Raw genomic sequence first — 16,034 nt, forward strand, 5'->3', positions numbered from 1 at the left:
GCTACCGGGTGACGCCGAGTTCCCCGGCGAACGCCCCGGCCACCGCCGCCACCGTCCACTCCGGAATCCGCACCGGGCGGGTCGGCCGGGGCGGGGGGACCAGCGACAGCTCGTCGCCGTCGATCCGCACGATCTGACCGGTGATCCCGGCCGCCGCGTCGGAGAGCAGGTGGACCACGGCCGGTGCGTTGCTCGACGGTGACTTGCCCACGTTCTGACCCCGGGCCCGGCTGCCCAGGTGGCGCTCGAAGGCGTCCGCCATCCGGGTGTGCGCGTTCGGTGAGACCGCGTTGACCCGCACCCCGGTACCGGCCAGGTCCGCCGCCCAGCACCAGGTCAGCGAGGCCACCCCGCCCTTGCTGGCACCGTACGCGGCGAGCGCGGCCGTGCCGGACTGGGCACCCGACGTCACGTTCACCACCGAACCGCCGCCCTGCGCCAGCATCGCCCGGATGGCGTGCAGTCCGCAGTAGGCGGTGCCGAGCAGGTTCACCTCCAGCACCCGACGGAACTCCTCGGGGTCCTGCTCACCGGGATCGGCCAGCCGGAACAGGCCGGCGTTGTTGACCAGTCCGTCCACCCGCCCGTGGGCCCGGCGACAGGCGTCCACCAGCCGGCCGGCGCCGGCCCAGGTGGCGATGTCCGAGTCGTCGGCCAGCGCCCCGATCGAGTCGGCCACCGCCGAGGCGGCGGCCCCGTCGACGTCGTTGACCACCACCGAGGCGCCCTCGGCGGCCGCCAGCCGGGCGTACGCCTCGCCGAGCCCCCGGCCGGCCCCGGTGACGATGACGGCCCGGCCGGCCAGCACCCCGGGCATCAGGAGAGCCGCTCGACGATCAGGGCCATCCCCTGTCCACCGGCGGTGCACATGGTGACCAGGCCGAACTGTCGGTCCCGGAACCGCAGCGCGTTGATCAGGGTGGTGGTCATCCGGGCACCGGTCATGCCGAAGGGGTGTCCCACCGCGATGGCCCCGCCGTGCACGTTGAGCCGGTCGAGGTCGATGCCGAGCATCCGGTAGCTCGGGATCACCTGGGCCGCGAACGCCTCGTTCATCTCCACCAGGTCGATGTCGCCGATGGCGAGGCCGGCGTTGGCCAGCGCCCGCCGGCTCGCCACCACCGGACCGAGTCCCATGATCTCCGGGCTGAGCGCGGAGACGCCGGTGGAGACCACCCGGGCCAGCGGGGTCAGGCCCAGGTCACGGGCGCGGGTGTCGCTGAGCACCACCAGCGCGGCGGCACCGTCGTTGAGCGGACAGCAGTTGGCCGCGGTGACGGTGCCGTCCGGCCGGAAGACCGGCTTCAGGGCGGCGACCCGGTCCAGGGTGACCCCGGCACGCGGGCCGTCGTCGCGGTCGACCACGGAGCCGTCGGGGAGGGTCACCGGGGTGATGTCGGTGGCCCAGAACCCGTCGAGGAGCGCCCGCTCGGCGAGGTTCTGGCTACGGACGGCGTACTCGTCCTGCTCCCGGCGGCTGACCCCGCAGTGCCGGGCCACGTTCTCGGCGGTGTGACCCATGGCGATGTAGACGTCCGGCTCCGCCCCGACGGACCGGGGATCCGACCAGCCGCCGCCCTCGGTGACCCGGGCGGCGGTCCGTGCCTCGGCGGCGGCGTACCGGGGATGGTGGGTGTCCGGCATCCCGTCCGCCTTGCCCCGGTCGTACCGGGAGACCATCTCCACCCCGGCCGAGACGAAGGCGTGCCCCTCCCCCGCCCTGATCGCGTGCAACGCCATCCGGGTGGTCTGCACCGACGAGGCGCAGTAGCGCTGCACGACGGTGCCGGGCACCTCGTCCAGACCGAGCCGCAGGGCGAGGATCCGGGCCAGGTTGTACCCCTGTTCGCCGGCCGGCTGGGCGCACCCGAGCAGCACGTCGTCCAGGGTGTGCGGGTCCAGCGCGGGCACCTGCGCCAGGGCCGCGCCGGTGATCTCGGTGATCAGGTCGTCGGCCCGCATCCCGGCCAGGGAGCCCTTGCCGGCCCGACCGATCGGGGAACGGGCCGCGGCGACGATGACGGCTTCTGGCATCGGTTGTCCCCTTACTGAGTGACCGTCCAGCCACCGTCGACCGGCAGCAGGACGCCGTTGAGGTAGCCGGCGAGCGGAGAGAGCAGGAAGAGCACCGCGCCGGCGACCTCCTCCGGGCGGCCGGCGCGTCGCATCGGGTTGCGTGCGACGAGGTCCCGGCCCAGCGCGGTGGCGGCGAAGCCGGCCGTACGCGGGGTGTCGATCAGTCCCGGGGCGACGGCGTTGGCCCGGACCGTCGGCGCGAGCCGGGTGGCCAGGTGCCGGGTGTAGCCGGCGATGGCCGCCTTGCCGGCGCAGTACCAGGCGGAGTCGGTGCCGACCAGGTTGCCGGCGACCGAGGCGACGTTGACCACCGCCGACCCGGCGTCCGGCTCGTCGGCGAGCCAGGCGTCGGTGACCGTCCGCACGCTACCCACGGTGAGCGCGAGCGCGCGGTCGAAGCCCAGGTCGGCGCTGCTGGCCGGACCGGCGTTGTTGACCAGGTAACGGGTCGGGCCCCCGGCGTCCAGGGCGGTCCGCACCGCCGCCGGGTCGGCGACGTCGACGGTGAGCGCGACGGCGGTCCCGCCATCGGCGACGATCGCGTCGACCGTACCGGCGACGGCGTCGGCGGCCAGGTCCCAGGCGACCACCCGCAGGCCGACCCGGGCGGCCAGCAACGCGGTCGCCCGGCCGATCCCGCTGCCGGCGCCGGTGACGACGACGGTCGCGCCGGTCGGGAAGGTGAAGTCCACCGAGACAACCTAACAAGCGCTTGCTCAGAGAACAATGGTCGACCGGCGTCCGCCCCCGTCACCTCACTCCCCGAGGATCTCGCGCCGGTACCGGTCGACGGTGGTCGCGACCCGCTCCGGGTCACGGGGGTCGGCCCGGACGACCACTCTCGACACGCCCAGCTCCCGCAGCGCGTCCGCCTCGGCCCGGGTGCCCGGGGCCCGCGCGGTGACCGCCACCTCGGCCGGGTCCCGGCCGAGCGCCGAGCACTCGGCCCGGAGCCGGGCCAGCAGCCGCGCCAGGCCCTCGGCGTCCACCCCCAGGGGGTAGAAGTCGGTGCCGAACCGGGCGGCCCGGCGCACCGCCGCCGGACTGTGCCCGCCGATCATGACGGGCACCCCGGCCGGCCGGGTGGGGCGGGGCGCGCTGTGCACCGCGTCGAAGCGGACGGTGCGGCCGTGGTGGCTGGCCGGTGCACCGGTCCAGAGGGCACGCAGCGCCTCCAGGTACTCGTCGGCGAGCCGCCCCCGCTCGGCGAAGGGCACCCCGACCGCGTCGTACTCCTCGCGCAGCCAGCCCACGCCGACCCCCGCGATCAGCCGGCCGCCGCTGAGCACGTCCAGGGTGGCCAGCCGTTTGGCCAGGTCGACCGGGTGGTGCAGGGGCAGGATCAGCATCGCCGTACCGAGCACCAGCCGGCTCGTGTGCGCCGCCGCGAAGGTCAGCCACTGCAACGGGTCGGGGATGTCGTCCTCCGGGCCCAGGCCCATCCGGCCGCTCCGGTCGTACGGGTAGGCGGACCGGTAGGCGTCCGGCACGACCAGGTGCTCGACCGCCCAGACCGACTCGCAGCCCAGTTCCTCCAGGTGCCGGACGAAGGCGGCGGTGACCCCGGGCTCGGCGGCACCCCGCCCACCGAGCACCGGCAGCACCCCGAGCTTGAACCCCATGAGCGGTAGCCTACCAAATGCTTGCTTGGTAAGCTGGTCCGATGATCGACGATTTCCGGGCCCGCCCCGGCGCCGCCCTGGTCACCGGCTCCACCGGCGGTATCGGTACCGCGATCAGCCGGATGCTGGCCAGCCGGGGCAGCGCGCTCGCGCTGACCTACCGGCGGGACGCCGAAGCCGCGGCCACCCTCGCCGCCTCCTGCGGCGACGCCGCCACCTGGCAGCTCGACCTGACCGACGCCGCGCGCTGCGCCGAGGTGCTCGCCGAGGCGGCAGAGCACTTCGGGGGGCTGCACACCGTGGTCCACGCCGCCGGTCCACACGTGCCGATGGTGCACCTGAGCCGGGTCGAGCCGGCGGCCTTCGGCAACCAGCTCACCCAGGACGCCCTCGGCTTCTTCAGCCTGGTCCGGGCCGCGCTGCCCTGGCTGCGCCGCAGCCGGGGCAGCCTCGTCGCGGTCACCACCGCCGCCACCCGGCGGTTCCCGGTCCGTGACGGGCTCTCCGCCGCGCCGAAGGCCGCGGTGGAGGCGCTGGTCCGGGGCATCGCCGCCGAGGAGGGCCGGTACGGCGTACGGGCCAACTGCGTGGGGCCGGGGATGCTGACCGACGGCATGGCCGCCCGGCTGATCGCCTCCGGTGACCTCGACGACCGCGCACTGGCCGCCGCCCGCGCCGCCATCCCGCTGCGCGCCTTCGGCAGCGCCGAGGACGTGGCGGAGGCGGTGTGCTTCCTGGCCAGCGACCGGGCCCGGTTCGTCACCGGCCAACTGCTCGACGTCGACGGCGGCTACACGGTGTGACCCGTGTCGACAGCGGCTACCCGGTGTGACCCCGGCCGGCGGCGGCTCACCCGGTGTGACCCGGCCGGCGGCGCGTCCGCACCGACCGAGGCCAGCCAGCGCGCCGGACCGGCCGGGGTCAGCCCGCCGGGCGCAGCTCCCGGGGACGCTCCACACCCATCGCGGCGCGGTACGCCCCGTCCAGCGCCCGGCCGCCGCCCTCCTCGCAGACCAGCACCTCACCCCGGACGAGGACGTAGCCCCGGGAGACCACCCGGCGCAGCACCCCCAACGCCGGCTCGGCGATCAGCACCGCCACGCCCTCGGCGGCCAGCGTGGTCACCGTACGGGCGAGTTCCTGCACCACCAGTGGCGCGAGGCCGGTGGTCATCTCGTCCAGCAGCAGGACCCGGGGCGAGCCCATCAGGGCCCGCGCCACCACCAGCATCTGCTGCTCCCCGCCGGAGAGCACCCCGACCAGGCTGCGACGGCGGGTCCGCAGGATCGGGAACCGGTCCAGGGCTTCCTGCACCGCGCTGCGCGGCAGGTGCAGCAGCTCCGCCATCACCTGAAGGTTGTCGACCACGTCGAGGTGCGGGAAGAGCTGCCGCCCCTGGGGCACGATCGCGATCCCGGCCCGCGCCCGGGCCGCCGGCTTCATCCGGCTGACGTCCGTCCCGTCCAGCAGGACCCGTCCGGTGGACGGCACCGAGCCGTACGCCGCGAGCAGCAGGCTGCTCTTGCCCGCGCCGTTCGGCCCGACCAGGGCGGTGACCGTGCCCCCGGGCACCGTCACCGTGGCGGCGGCGAGGGCGCTGGCCTGCCCGTACCGGACGCTCAGCTCCTCCACCCGCAACTCATGACCGGACATCCTCCACCCTCCCCTGCCGTGGTACGTCACCGGCGGAGGCGGTCACCGCGCCGGAGGTCTCCCCGTCGGCGGCGGAGCCCTCCGCCCCGCCGGGGGCGGTTCCGCTCGCCGGCCCGTCCGCCGCGTCGCCGTCCTCGTCGTCGTCCGCGTCGGTCACGCCGAAGTAGACCTGCTGCATCTCCGGGCTCGCCAGGCACTCCCGAGGGTCGCCGTCGAAGGCGACCCGGCCCCGGTCGAGCAGCAGCACCCGGTCGACCAGGCGAGCGACGAGATCCACGTTGTGGTCGACCAGGATCACCGCGTGTCCGCGTCGTTGGACGGTCCGGATCACCTCGGCGATGCCGGCGACGCCCTGGGCGTCCGAGCCGGCGAAGGGCTCGTCGAGCAGCAGCACCAGCGGGTCCTGCCCCAGGGCCCGCCCGACCTCGACGAGTCGCTGCTCGCCCAGGGTCAGGTCACCCGCCAGCCGGTCGAGCCCCTCGATCCCCAGCTCGTGCGCCAGGTGCCGGACGGCCTCCCGGTCGGCGGTGCGTTCCGGCCGTACCGCGCCGGCGAACGCGCCGACGATCATGCGGCCGAGGGTGCTGTGCCGTTGCGCGTACCGACCGAGCAGCAGGTTGTCCCGCACGCTCAGGTGCAGCGCCAGTTGCGGGTACTGGAAGGTGCGCCCCAGGCCGACCCGGGCCCGCCGGGAAGCCGGGCCGGTGAGTTTCCGGCCGCGCAGCAACAGCTCACCCGCCGTGGCCGCCTGCGCGCCGGAGATCAGGTCCACCAGCGTGGTCTTACCCGCGCCGTTCGGCCCGACCAGCCCGAGGATCTCCCCCGCGCGCAGGTCGAACGAGACGTCCGCCAGTGCGGTCACCCCGCCGTACCGTTTGGTCAGGCCCCGACCGACCAGCAGGTCCGTCTCACCCATGGGTACGCCCCTTCCGCGGCAGCGCGATCGCCCGCCGCCTCAACTCGTCGGCGTATCCGATCACGCCCTTCGGCGCGACCAGCATGATGAACAGCACGCCCAACGCGAGCAGCAGCGTCCCGCTGGCCTGGATCGCCGGGAAGTTCAACGTCAGCTGGACGGCGAGCACGGCACCCGCCACCGCACCCCAGGGCGTGCCCGAGCCCCCGATCAGCGGCATGAAGATGGCCAGGAACACGATGTTGAGCGTGAAGGTGTCGGGGGTGATGCTGCCGGCGGAGTAGGTGAACAACGCCCCGCCGATCGCGGCGACGGCCGCGCCGAGCGCCAGCGCGACCAGGTTCATCATCGGCACGCGGACCCCGGCCGCCTCCACCGCGCGTGGCGCGTCCCGCATGGTGCGGACCACCACGCCCCAGGGCGACAGCCGCAACCGGTCCAGCAGGAAGGCGATCACGCAGACCACCACCACCGAGCCGATCACCACCTGGTAGTGGCTGGGCGTCCAGCCGAACAGGTGCAGCGGACGCAGGTTGCCCAGGCCGCCGGAACCACCGGTGATCCGCTCCCCGTCGATGAGGAATGCGGTGAAGGCCATCCCGAACAGCAGGGTGACTGCGGCGAGGAAGAACCCGGACAGCCGCCGGGTGGCCAGTCCCAGCAGCACCGCGATGACCGCCGCCACGATCGGCCCGGCGATCCAGGCGAGCAGGAGCGGCAGCCCGGTACGGGTCGAGATCAGCCCGACGGCGTAGCCTCCGATGCCGGCATACGCCCCGTAGGCCATCGACAGCGAGCCTGCCATCAGATAGGGCACGTACATGCCGAGCGCGATGAGCGCGTAGGTGACGGTGGCGGTGACGAGGGTCTGCCGGTAGCCGTTGGAGCCCACCCAGGCCAGGATGAGCACGGCCGCGGCGACCCCGAGGGCCAGCCCGCCGATGCCGGGGACCTGCCGGATGTCCCGCCGGTCACGTCCGTCGTCCCGGCCCGACAGGGCCGTGCGGCGCAGGCCCGACGCGCTCCTGCCGGTCACGTCCGACGCGCCCCGGGCGGTCATGCCCGCACCGTCCGGACGAAGAGCCCCTGCGGGCGGAAGGCGAAGAAGAGCAGGGCGATCAGGAGCATCCCGTACACGTGTGACTGACCACCGAAGTAGTAGGGCAGGAAGACCTCGGCCAGACCGAGCATCATGCCGCCGAAGAGCGGCGCCCAGACCGAACCGGTACCGCCGATGACGACGGCGAGGAAGCCGGACAGCGACCAGTGCAACCCGGAGAGCGAGTGCACCCCCGCCTTGGGGGCGAAGAGCAGGCCGGCGACCGCGGCGAGGAAGCCGGCCGCCAGGAAGGCCACCAGCCGGATCCGGTTGACCGGCAGGCCGAGCAGCGCCGCGGCCTGCTTGCTGTCCCCGACCGCCCGGAGCAGCCGGCCGGTCCGGGTGGTTCGGATCCAGACGGCGGTCAGGCCGAACGCCAGCAGCGCGACGCCGATGAGCAGCAGCGAGCTGGGTTGGACGACGATCTCCCCGACGGGCACCGGGTCGAAGGTGGCCAGGCTCTGTCCCGGCAGGGTCGGGTGGCCGAAGAGATAGCCGGCCAGTTGCTGGATGGCGAAGAGCACGGCGGCCACCGCGACCAGGGCGGGCAGCTCACCGCCACTGCTGCGGCGCTGCACCGGCCGGACCACGCCGAGCTCGGTGGCCGCCGCCAGCAGCATGGTGACCACCACCGCGATCCCGGCGGCGGGCCAGACGCCGACGTCGTACTCGATGACGAGCCAGCTCGTGCAGAGCCCACCCATCATCGCGTACGGGCCGATGGCGAAGTTGAAAAAGCCGGCGCCCACCTGGACCAGGTAGTAGGCCAGGGCCAGCATGCCGAAGAAACAGCCCATCTCCACCGCGGAGAGCCAGAGCTGGAGGTCTGTCATCGTCACTCCCTCGGGAACTGCCGGAGGGGACCGGCCGCCCGGCCGGTCCCCTCCCCGGTCAACCGGAACAGGGCGGCTGGAAGGTGTCCCAGGGCCCCTTCGGCTTGTTGTCGGCACCGAACTCGATCAGGGAGAGACCGCACAGCCCGTCCGCTCCGAGGTGCTTGGTCGCCGAGAACGACAGGGTGAAGTTCGCCTGCCCGAAGGTGGCCGGGTACTTGGTGAGGCTCTGGATCGCCGTGTTGAGCTTGGCCGGGTCGTCCGGCCCACCGGCCTTCTCGATGGCCAGCTTGAGCAGCTGCACCGAGTCCCACGCCTGCGCGTCGTACGCGGTCACCTCGTAGTCGTCGCCGTTCTTCTTCTTCAGCAGCTCGGTCAACGCCTTGGTACGGGGGTTCTCCTGGTTGATCGAGCCCATGAAGATCAGGCCCTTCAGCGCTCCGGCGTTGGCGAGCTTCCAGGAGGACGGCTGGTTACCGATCGACGCCAGCGAGAAGCGCGGCTTGCCGGACAACTGCGCGGCCAGGGTGTTCTGGGCGAGCACCTCGAAGGCGCCGCCGACACTGGTCACCAGCACGGCGTCCGGGTTCGCCTTCTTCAGCCGGGCCACCTGGGCGGAGAGGTCGGAGGCGTTGGCCGCGCCCTTCTCGGTGGCCACCGTCTGCACGCAGTCGAGTCCGCCCAGCAGCGACTTGTTGAGCGCGGCGATGGTGGTGGTGTCGTCGGTCAGTACGCCCAGCCGGCTGATGTTCGCCGCCTTGAAGGCGCCGCAGTAGACGTCGGCCCAGTCGGAGGTGGTGTTCGCGAGCATGTAGATGAGTTCGTTGTTGGGCGGTTCGACCAGCGTCGCGGTGACCCCGGTCGGGGCGATCGCCGGCAGCCCGAGCTGGGTCAACGTCGACTTGGCCTGCATGATCGCCGCGCTGCCGCTCTGGAGCAGCAGCGCCTTGGCGCCCTGACCGGCAAGCTTCTGCAATGTCGCGGGAACCTTGGTCGGGTCGCTCTCGTCGTTCTCGACGACCAGGCGGAGCGGACGGCCGAGGACGCCACCCTTGTCGTTGATGTCCTGCACGGCGAGCCTGATCGTGCCGCCGGCGATGGTGCTGTAGGACGCTCCGGGGCCGGTGCTGTCCTCGTCCATCCCGATGATGATGGGGGTGCCGGAGGCGGTCCCGTCGGTGGGTTGGTCGTTGTCGTCGCCGCCCCCGCCACAGCCGGTGACGGCCAGCAACAGGGCCGCCAGGCCCGTCGCCAGACCGGTGCTACCTCTTCTTGATACGGCCACTGCTATCCCTGCCTCGCCGGTTTGTCAGTGATAGGTAGTTGTGAGCTTGCTCTGCCGGAGTAGGTTGACCAGCTCGGTCGTCCGTCGCTCCCGCGCTGCTGCCCCGGTAACGGTCCGGACGACACCTGCGAAGAAAACCTAGCAAGCGCTTGGTTGTTCCTCATCATGGTGTCGGTGCAGTGCTGTGTCAAGCACCACAATGTGACCCGCGGGTTACGAACGAATCAAGAAGAGCCCCGATCATGACGACCGACCACCTGCTGAGACAACACGCGATTTCCCAGGTCGCACCGGCCGGGCCGGACCCACCATCGGCCCTGCCGCCGAACGGACGTCGAAGGGGGAGCTACGGAGAGTGAGGGAGCGGGCTGCGGTCGGGAGTACGAGTCCGGAGTGACCAAGCCGCGCCCACCGCGCTCCACCCGTCGGAGCGGGAGCCGGCGTGGCCGGTACGCGGCCCTCGCCCGGGGACTGGCCCCGTCACCCCGCTCGGTGCCGCCCGCAGGTCTCTGGCACCGTGGCCCGGTGCGGCGAGATCCGAGCGGACCACCAACCAGCGTGCTGGCGGGGGCCGACGTGGTGCTCGTCGGCCTGTTCTCGGCGAAGGACCGGGAGTTCGCCGCCCGGCTCGACCTGCTGGCGGCCACGGTGGCGACGTACGGTGGCCGGATGGTGGGCCGGCACGTCCAACGACGGGGTGTCTCCCACGGCGGTGCGGCCAGGATGAGCGCGCCGTTCTCGCGGCGGACGCTGCTCAGCCCCGGCAGAGCGGGCGAGATCGCGCAGGCGTGCCGGGCTGCGGGGGTCGACGTCGCGGTCTTCGCGAACCCCCTGACGGAACACCAACGTGCCGTCCTGGGCGACCTGTTCGGATGCTTGGTGATCAGTAGCGAGGATCTTCCCCGCGCCGGCCGTTGAGGTCCCGAGGTCGTGCCGGGGACAGCGCCCTCGTCGGCCGATCTCCCGCGCCCGGGACGTCACCCCTGCGCTGCGACCGCCGCGATGGCGGCATGCGGCCGGTGGTTGCCGTCGCCGGGGCGCTGGAGGCGTTCGACCTCCGTGAAGCCGGCTCGGCCGAGCCGCTCGGAGATGTCGTCGACGGGCCAGCGGTAGGCGGTCACGACCTTGTGGTCGAAGGCGGCGACCTCGTCGGCGTCGAAGAGGCCCAGCACCACCGTTCCGGCCGGGGCTATCGCTCGCCGGAACTCCGCGAGCACGCCGTCGAGGTCCTGCGGCGGTAGGTGGATCAACGAGTACCAGGCCAGGATGCCGTCGACGGAGTGGTCGGCGACGTCGAGGCGCTCCAACGACCCGAGGCGGAAGGGAACGCCCGGGTGGGCCGCCTGCGCGTGGGCGATGAACTCGGGGACCATGTCGATCCCCGTCGCGTCGACGCCCAGCGCACGAAGGTGACCGGTGATCTGGCCGGGTCCGCAGCCCAGGTCGAGCACCGTACCGGGCCGGATCGTCAGATGCCGCCCGATGAAGGCGAGGTCGTCGGGGTGTACCTGCTGGCTGGTGCCGAACAGCTCGATGTAGAGCCCCGCGACCGACGTGTACGCCTGCCGGACCTTCTCCGTGTTCACCGTCGCGACTATAGGGGGCGCGACCCGGCCGACGGTGGTCCACGTCCGGTGATCCGGGCACGAGTTCCGACGTGCGCTGTCGTCCCGGACGAAGCGCGGCGCCGACTATACGAGCCCGTACGTACCGAGGACGACCTCGCAATTCCTTCGACGCTGCGTCGAAGGAGGGAAAGCGGGCGGTTTGCTGTCGCCGCCTACCCTGATGTCCCGCATCGCTTCACCGTCGAGACGCTGGAGTCGGCATGTCCTTCACCGCTGCTGTTCGCTCGGTGCTTTCCCAGTATGTCGGGTTCGGCGGGCGGGCTCGTCGCGCCGAGTACTGGTGGTTCGCCCTCTTCTCGATCCTGGTCGGCATCGTGGCCGCGATCCTCGACATGGTGTTGGGCACCGACTTCGAAGGAGCGAGTTCGTCCGGTGGCCTCGTCGGCCTGATCGTCAGCCTGGCGATCCTGCTGCCGTCGCTGGCGGTCGCGGTTCGACGCCTGCACGACACCGACCGTTCCGGGTGGTGGATGCTGCTCGGACTGGTCCCGATCATCGGTGCGATCGTCCTGCTGGTGTTCTTCGTACAGGACGGCACGCCCGGTCCCAACCGCTTCGGTCCCAGCCCGAAGCACCACACCGCTTCCGGCTGGGCCGCCTGACCGAGACGTCCGGGCACCGGTGGTAGCGCCGTCACCCGGCCGCGCGATCCGCCCGGACCGCAGGGCGAGTTCGCCGCCCCGCCATCGTTCCCGCAGCATCCGGTCGTGGGAGACCACGACGATCGCGCCGGGGTAGACCTCGAGCGCGGCCTCGAATTCCTCGACCAGCGTCAGGGACAGGTGGTTCGTCGGCTCGTCGAGTAGCAGGAGGTCCGCGTCCCGGTCCAGCAGACGGGCCAGCGCGAGCCGACGCCGTTGTCCGACCGACAGCGCACCGACCGGCGTACGGAAATCGGCGGGGCGGAACAGCCCCAGCGACCGCAGACGTTCCCGGTGTTCCTCCGTGTCGCCCACCCGCCCCTCGCCGAACGCGCGGCGTCGACGGCATCGCCGACGGTCGCGTCGTCCGGGAGGTCGACCACCTGTCCCAGGTGCCCCACCCCGCCGTCCGCCAGCACGGTGATCTCGCCGTCGTCCGGATCCTCCCGGCCGGCGATCAACCTCAGGAGAGTGGACTTGCCGGCGCCGTTCTCCCCCACGATGCCGACCCGCTCGCCGGGCTGGATGGTGAAGGCGACGGCGTCGAACACGCGGCGGCCGGGGAAGGCCTTGCTGACGGACCGGAACGCGAGCTGAGCTGACATGGAAGCCTCCGATCGCCGAGCGCAACTCCCTCGCCCCGGAGCGGGCAGGGGCGTGATCTGCGCGCGGGTTGCGGGTTCAGACGATCTTGCCGCTGACCAGGGAAAGCTCCGGGCCTTCCCAGCCGCGCCGCAGCCAGCGGTCGTGCGAGGCGACCACGACCGCACCGGGTGCCGCCCGCAGCGCGTCCTCCAGCTCCTCGACCAGGCTGAGCGAGAGGTGGTTGGTCGGCTCGTCGAGCAGGAGCACGTCCGGTGGATCGGCCACCAGCAGGGCGAGCCCGAGCCGCCGCCGCTGCCCGACGGAGAGGTGACCGAGCGGGCGGTCCACGTCGCGCGGGGCCAGCAGACCGAGTTGCGCCAGCGACACCGAACTGCTCCCGGTCACCGCGCTGAACACCTGTCGCGGAGTCTGCTCGTCGTCGGGGAAGGCCACCTCCTGCTCCAGCAGGTCGACCCGGACCCCGCCGGCCCGGAGCACCTCCCCGGCGTCCGGGGTGAGACGGCCGGCGATCACCTGTAACAGGGTGGACTTGCCGGCGCCGTTCGGGCCGGTGACCATCAATCGCGCCGTGGTGGACACGTCGAGCCGGTCGACGCTCAGCCGTCCGGCCACCGTAATCCCGGACAACGACACCGCGACCCGGTCGGCTACGGGGCTGCCGGTGAGTTCCGCCGCGAAGACCAACGGTGCCGGGGGTTTGCGTACCTGGTCACGGGTCAACTCGTCCAGTCGGTGCTGGGCGTTGCGCACCCGCCGGGAGATCTGCTTCTGCACCCGGCCGCCGTGCCGGTCGTACCCGACCTTGTTGTTGTCCCTGATCGGCCGGGCATGGTTGACCGCCCGCGCCGTGGTCTCCACCGCCTCGCGGAGCTCCTTGAGCTCTTCCTGCTCGGCCGCGTACTGCTCTTCCCAGCGGATCCGCTCCCGGCGCTTGGCATCCAGGTATTCGGTGTACGCGCCCCCGTAGCGGCTCACCGTGCCGCGGGTCGGGTCCAGGTCGATGATGTCGGTGCAGACCTCGTCCAGGAACATCCGGTCGTGCGAGGCGACGACGACCACACCGGGCAGCCCCCGTAACCGCTGCTCCAGGAAGCCGACCGCTTCGTCGTCGAGGTGGTTCGTCGGCTCGTCGAGCAGCATCGCCTGCGGCTGCCGGATCAGCAGGGCGGCCAGTCCCAGCCGGGAGCGCTGACCACCGGAGAGCGTGGCGAGCGGTCGCGTCCGCTCCGCGTCGGCCAGTCCGAGCCCGGCCAGCACGAGTTCGGCGCGCCGGTCGGCGTCCCACAGGTCGTGGTCTTGCGCCCACTCGAGGACGTCGCCGTAGGCCGTGAGCACGTCGCGGTCGTCAGGCTGCCGCGCCAACTCCCCGGTGAGCTGCTCCAGCCGGGTCCGGGCGGCCCGCAGCTCGGCGAGCGAGTCGTCGACGACGTCCTGCACCGTCGCATCCGACGCGAACGGCGACTCCTGCCACAGGAACCCACAGTCGGCCGGTCGCCGCACCTCACCGGCGTCGGGTTCTTCGACTCCCGCCAGCAGTCGCAACAACGTCGACTTGCCGACGCCGTTCTCCCCCACCAGACCGATGCGCTGGCCCGGGGACGCGGAGAACGACGTCCCGTCGAACACCTGCCGGTCACCATAGGATTTCGCCACGTCACGGGCGCACAGAAAGACATTTTCTGACACTGGACACCTGCCACCAGAAGCGATCGAACCTGAAAGGCGATGCTCATCCGGATGCCCGCGTGTGCGCCCCCGATCAGAACAAGGGGTCGCACTGGATACGAGCGGGCGCAGGGTCAGTAGATCACGATACGGATCGTACCGTCGCTTGCACGCACGATCAAACCGAAGACCGCCCTCCCGAGGCCGCACCGGCCCTCTGGTCTCGGATGTTCCGCCGGACCGGGGTCAGGCCCGGCCCTGTCGGTTACGCGTTAACCTGCCGGCATGGGGAGCGCCGAACTGGATGAGTTGATCGTCGCGGACGCTGACGCGCTGCGCGTGTGGTTGTCGGCCAACCACACCACGTCGCCCGGTGTCTGGCTCGCCCTGACCAAGAAGGGCGGCACGGTCACGACGCTGACCTGGCAGCAGGCGGTCGACGAGGCCCTGTGCTTCGGCTGGATCGACGGGCAGGCCCGTAAACGGGATCAGGAAACCTCCTGGATCCGGTTCACCCCTCGCCGGTCCCGCAGTTCCTGGTCACAACGGAACGTCACGCACGTGGCCCGGCTCGAGGCACAGGGGCGAATGCAGCCCTCGGGCCGCGCCGCAGTGGAAGCCGCGAAGGCGGACGGGCGATGGGCAGCCGCCTACGCCCCGCCGTCGGAAGCCGAGGTGCCGGCCGACCTCCTCGCCGCCATCACCGCCGACCCCGCCGCCCAGGCCATGTTCGACGTACTCACCAAGACCAACCGGTTCGCCCTCATCCACCGCCTCAACGCCGTCAAACGGGCCCAGACCCGTGAGCGGAAGATCGGCGAGTTCGTCGCCATGCTGGCCCGCCACGAGACGATCTACCCGCAGAAGGCCAAGCCGCCGACCTCGCCGTCGTCGACATCTTCCTGATCCGGAACGTGCCAACCGGCGGTCGCGCCCTCTCCAGGAGGCGGGCCGCCTGCGGTGGTGGTCAGGTGCAGATCGGTTCTACGGCGCCGGACCGCGTCTCGTTGGTGACCACGGCTCCCGTCGCACAGAGCCGGTCCGTCGGGTCGGCGCGCACGATCAAGGTAGTGAAGGCCGACTTCACGTCGGGCTCCACGGCTTCCTGACGGGTGCTCCCGTCAGGGTCAGACCTGCGGTAGATGACGACCTCGACGTGGTTGCCCAGCGCGCTGTCGTCTGCTCGGGTGATACGAGCCCACGCGGCGCGGCATGTGACCGAGAACAGGATCTCCAACAGGAACTGCTGGTTCGCGTTAGTGCTTGTCGCGACTTTCGCGTCCTCCAGGCATGGCGTGTCCAGTGGGTTGTCACCGGTCGCTGCCAATACGGGGTTCGGGTCAGGCGTGGAGTTGCGGTGCACGACGAATCCGGTCAGGACGTTGGTGATCAGCAGCGTAGCCGCGACCGCTGCCCACCACCGCCGTCGAGTCCGACTCGCTGATCGCGTCGTGAACTCCGCGGTGTCATGCTCGTCGGGCAGCGCGACCAGCGCCGTACGTCGAGCCACCCACCGGTCGACCTGGGCGGGATCCTTGCTCAGGGCGGTCAGGTAGCCGCGCACCGCCAACTCGGAGGGCAGCCCTTCGAGTTTCGTGACCTTGTGAAGGGTGCTCTTGCTGACTCGTACACCGCGAGTCTTCGCGCGGTGGACCATCGCGTCCCACGTCGGCGGCACCTCGAGGTCGTCGCGCAGCCTGCGTAGATCACCCACAAAACGCTCAACCGAGTCGCCTTGGTCCTGCCGAGCCGACTCGTGTTGCACGACGCCCTCCTCGCCGCCGGGCGGATCCCCCACAGCCCCACCAGTGTGCCGTACCCGCTATTCACTTCTCCATCCATCTGGTGAATGAACAGCTGAACAGCTTCAGTTCAGGATGTCCGGGATGCGCCGCCCACAGCGAATCACTCGCGTGGCGGTCGCCGCCTTGGACGTTCCACACCCGGCACGGCGGCGCGCGCAGACGCGGCGCCGCGCATCCCATCCGGTTAGGAGAACGTCAATGAAGA

At 71.7% G+C, this 16,034-nt stretch carries 16 protein-coding genes and 2 pseudogenes; 4 read left to right on the forward strand and 14 right to left on the reverse strand.

From position 1 onward, the window contains the following. Position 1: 1 nt before the first annotated feature. The 4 genes from AB0F58_RS20095 to AB0F58_RS20110 all read right to left on the reverse strand — a co-directional run bounded on the left by AB0F58_RS20095 (position 2) and on the right by AB0F58_RS20110 (position 3,698). Positions 2 to 817, reverse strand: a complete 816-nt coding sequence (locus AB0F58_RS20095; RefSeq protein ID WP_357144802.1) for an SDR family oxidoreductase — start codon at positions 815 to 817, stop codon at positions 2 to 4. Beyond that, entirely contained in the window at positions 817 to 2,034 is a 1,218-nt protein-coding gene (locus tag AB0F58_RS20100) for an acetyl-CoA C-acetyltransferase (protein WP_357144805.1), read from the reverse strand. The genes AB0F58_RS20095 and AB0F58_RS20100 overlap by 1 nt, the downstream gene beginning before the upstream one ends. Before the next feature lie 11 nt (positions 2,035 to 2,045). Next, positions 2,046 to 2,768 carry an SDR family oxidoreductase gene (locus AB0F58_RS20105; protein ID WP_357144808.1) on the reverse strand — a complete coding sequence of 241 codons (723 nt, stop codon included), beginning with the start codon at positions 2,766 to 2,768 and terminating at the stop codon, positions 2,046 to 2,048. A 63-nt stretch (positions 2,769 to 2,831) separates the two neighbouring features. Continuing rightward, positions 2,832 to 3,698 (reverse strand): LLM class F420-dependent oxidoreductase, encoded by an 867-nt coding sequence (locus AB0F58_RS20110; RefSeq protein ID WP_357144811.1) that lies wholly within the window; start codon positions 3,696 to 3,698, stop codon positions 2,832 to 2,834. Positions 3,699 to 3,739: 41 nt separating this feature from the next. Here AB0F58_RS20110 and AB0F58_RS20115 point away from each other — a divergent pair, with 41 nt between their 5' ends. Further along, positions 3,740 to 4,501, forward strand: a complete 762-nt coding sequence (locus AB0F58_RS20115) for an SDR family oxidoreductase (RefSeq protein ID WP_357144813.1) — start codon at positions 3,740 to 3,742, stop codon at positions 4,499 to 4,501. Positions 4,502 to 4,619: 118 nt separating this feature from the next. Here the strand turns inward: AB0F58_RS20115 and AB0F58_RS20120 are convergent, their stop codons facing one another. Genes AB0F58_RS20120 through AB0F58_RS20140 form a run of 5 tightly spaced genes read right to left on the reverse strand, consistent with a single transcriptional unit; the run spans position 4,620 to position 9,484 of the window. After that, positions 4,620 to 5,351: an ATP-binding cassette domain-containing protein gene (locus AB0F58_RS20120; protein ID WP_357144816.1), complete on the reverse strand. Its 732-nt coding sequence runs from the start codon at positions 5,349 to 5,351 to the stop codon at positions 4,620 to 4,622. Beyond that, a complete protein-coding gene (locus AB0F58_RS20125) occupies positions 5,338 to 6,267 on the reverse strand; it encodes an ATP-binding cassette domain-containing protein (protein ID WP_357144819.1) in 930 nt (309 codons plus the stop codon). Before AB0F58_RS20125 ends, AB0F58_RS20120 begins: the two co-directional genes overlap by 14 nt. After that, positions 6,260 to 7,327 carry a branched-chain amino acid ABC transporter permease gene (locus AB0F58_RS20130; protein WP_357144821.1) on the reverse strand — a complete coding sequence of 356 codons (1,068 nt, stop codon included), beginning with the start codon at positions 7,325 to 7,327 and terminating at the stop codon, positions 6,260 to 6,262. Before AB0F58_RS20130 ends, AB0F58_RS20125 begins: the two co-directional genes overlap by 8 nt. Further along, a complete protein-coding gene (locus tag AB0F58_RS20135; protein ID WP_357144824.1) occupies positions 7,324 to 8,199 on the reverse strand; it encodes a branched-chain amino acid ABC transporter permease in 876 nt (291 codons plus the stop codon). The genes AB0F58_RS20130 and AB0F58_RS20135 overlap by 4 nt, the downstream gene beginning before the upstream one ends. 58 nt (positions 8,200 to 8,257) lie before the next feature. Continuing rightward, the gene (locus tag AB0F58_RS20140; protein ID WP_357144827.1) at positions 8,258 to 9,484 is read right to left on the reverse strand and encodes an ABC transporter substrate-binding protein; all 1,227 of its coding nucleotides are present in this window, start codon (positions 9,482 to 9,484) and stop codon (positions 8,258 to 8,260) included. Positions 9,485 to 10,009: 525 nt separating this feature from the next. Here AB0F58_RS20140 and AB0F58_RS20145 point away from each other — a divergent pair. Continuing rightward, positions 10,010 to 10,402: a hypothetical protein gene (locus AB0F58_RS20145; protein WP_357144829.1), complete on the forward strand. Its 393-nt coding sequence runs from the start codon at positions 10,010 to 10,012 to the stop codon at positions 10,400 to 10,402. Positions 10,403 to 10,461: 59 nt separating this feature from the next. Here AB0F58_RS20145 and AB0F58_RS20150 read toward each other — a convergent pair whose 3' ends face one another. Continuing rightward, the gene (locus AB0F58_RS20150) at positions 10,462 to 11,070 is read right to left on the reverse strand and encodes a class I SAM-dependent methyltransferase (protein ID WP_357144832.1); all 609 of its coding nucleotides are present in this window, start codon (positions 11,068 to 11,070) and stop codon (positions 10,462 to 10,464) included. Positions 11,071 to 11,312: 242 nt separating this feature from the next. On the opposite strand from AB0F58_RS20150, the gene AB0F58_RS20155 reads away from it, so the two are divergent. Then, positions 11,313 to 11,714 carry a DUF805 domain-containing protein gene (locus AB0F58_RS20155; RefSeq protein ID WP_357144835.1) on the forward strand — a complete coding sequence of 134 codons (402 nt, stop codon included), beginning with the start codon at positions 11,313 to 11,315 and terminating at the stop codon, positions 11,712 to 11,714. 231 nt (positions 11,715 to 11,945) lie between these two features. Here the strand turns inward: AB0F58_RS20155 and AB0F58_RS20160 are convergent. From AB0F58_RS20160 to AB0F58_RS20170, 3 genes and pseudogenes are all read right to left on the reverse strand, one after another. Further along, positions 11,946 to 12,068, reverse strand: a pseudogene (locus AB0F58_RS20160) (hypothetical protein); the annotation flags it as partial. 113 nt (positions 12,069 to 12,181) lie between these two features. Further along, positions 12,182 to 12,358 (reverse strand): annotated as a pseudogene (locus AB0F58_RS20165) (ATP-binding cassette domain-containing protein); the annotation flags it as partial. A gap of 76 nt (positions 12,359 to 12,434) precedes the next feature. Beyond that, on the reverse strand, positions 12,435 to 14,012 hold the full coding sequence (locus tag AB0F58_RS20170) for an ABC-F family ATP-binding cassette domain-containing protein (protein WP_357144838.1): 1,578 nt from the start codon (positions 14,010 to 14,012) through the stop codon (positions 12,435 to 12,437). Positions 14,013 to 14,309: 297 nt separating this feature from the next. Here AB0F58_RS20170 and AB0F58_RS20175 point away from each other — a divergent pair, with 297 nt between their 5' ends. Continuing rightward, positions 14,310 to 14,930 carry a YdeI/OmpD-associated family protein gene (locus tag AB0F58_RS20175; RefSeq protein WP_357144841.1) on the forward strand — a complete coding sequence of 207 codons (621 nt, stop codon included), beginning with the start codon at positions 14,310 to 14,312 and terminating at the stop codon, positions 14,928 to 14,930. Between the two features lie 61 nt (positions 14,931 to 14,991). Here the strand turns inward: AB0F58_RS20175 and AB0F58_RS20180 are convergent, their stop codons facing one another. Then, entirely contained in the window at positions 14,992 to 15,822 is an 831-nt protein-coding gene (locus AB0F58_RS20180; RefSeq protein WP_357144843.1) for a DUF2690 domain-containing protein, read from the reverse strand. Between the last annotated feature and the right edge of the window lie 212 nt (positions 15,823 to 16,034).

This window comes from Micromonospora sp. NPDC023956 (assembly GCF_040639195.1).
Taxonomy (GTDB): Bacteria; Actinomycetota; Actinomycetes; order Mycobacteriales; family Micromonosporaceae; genus Micromonospora.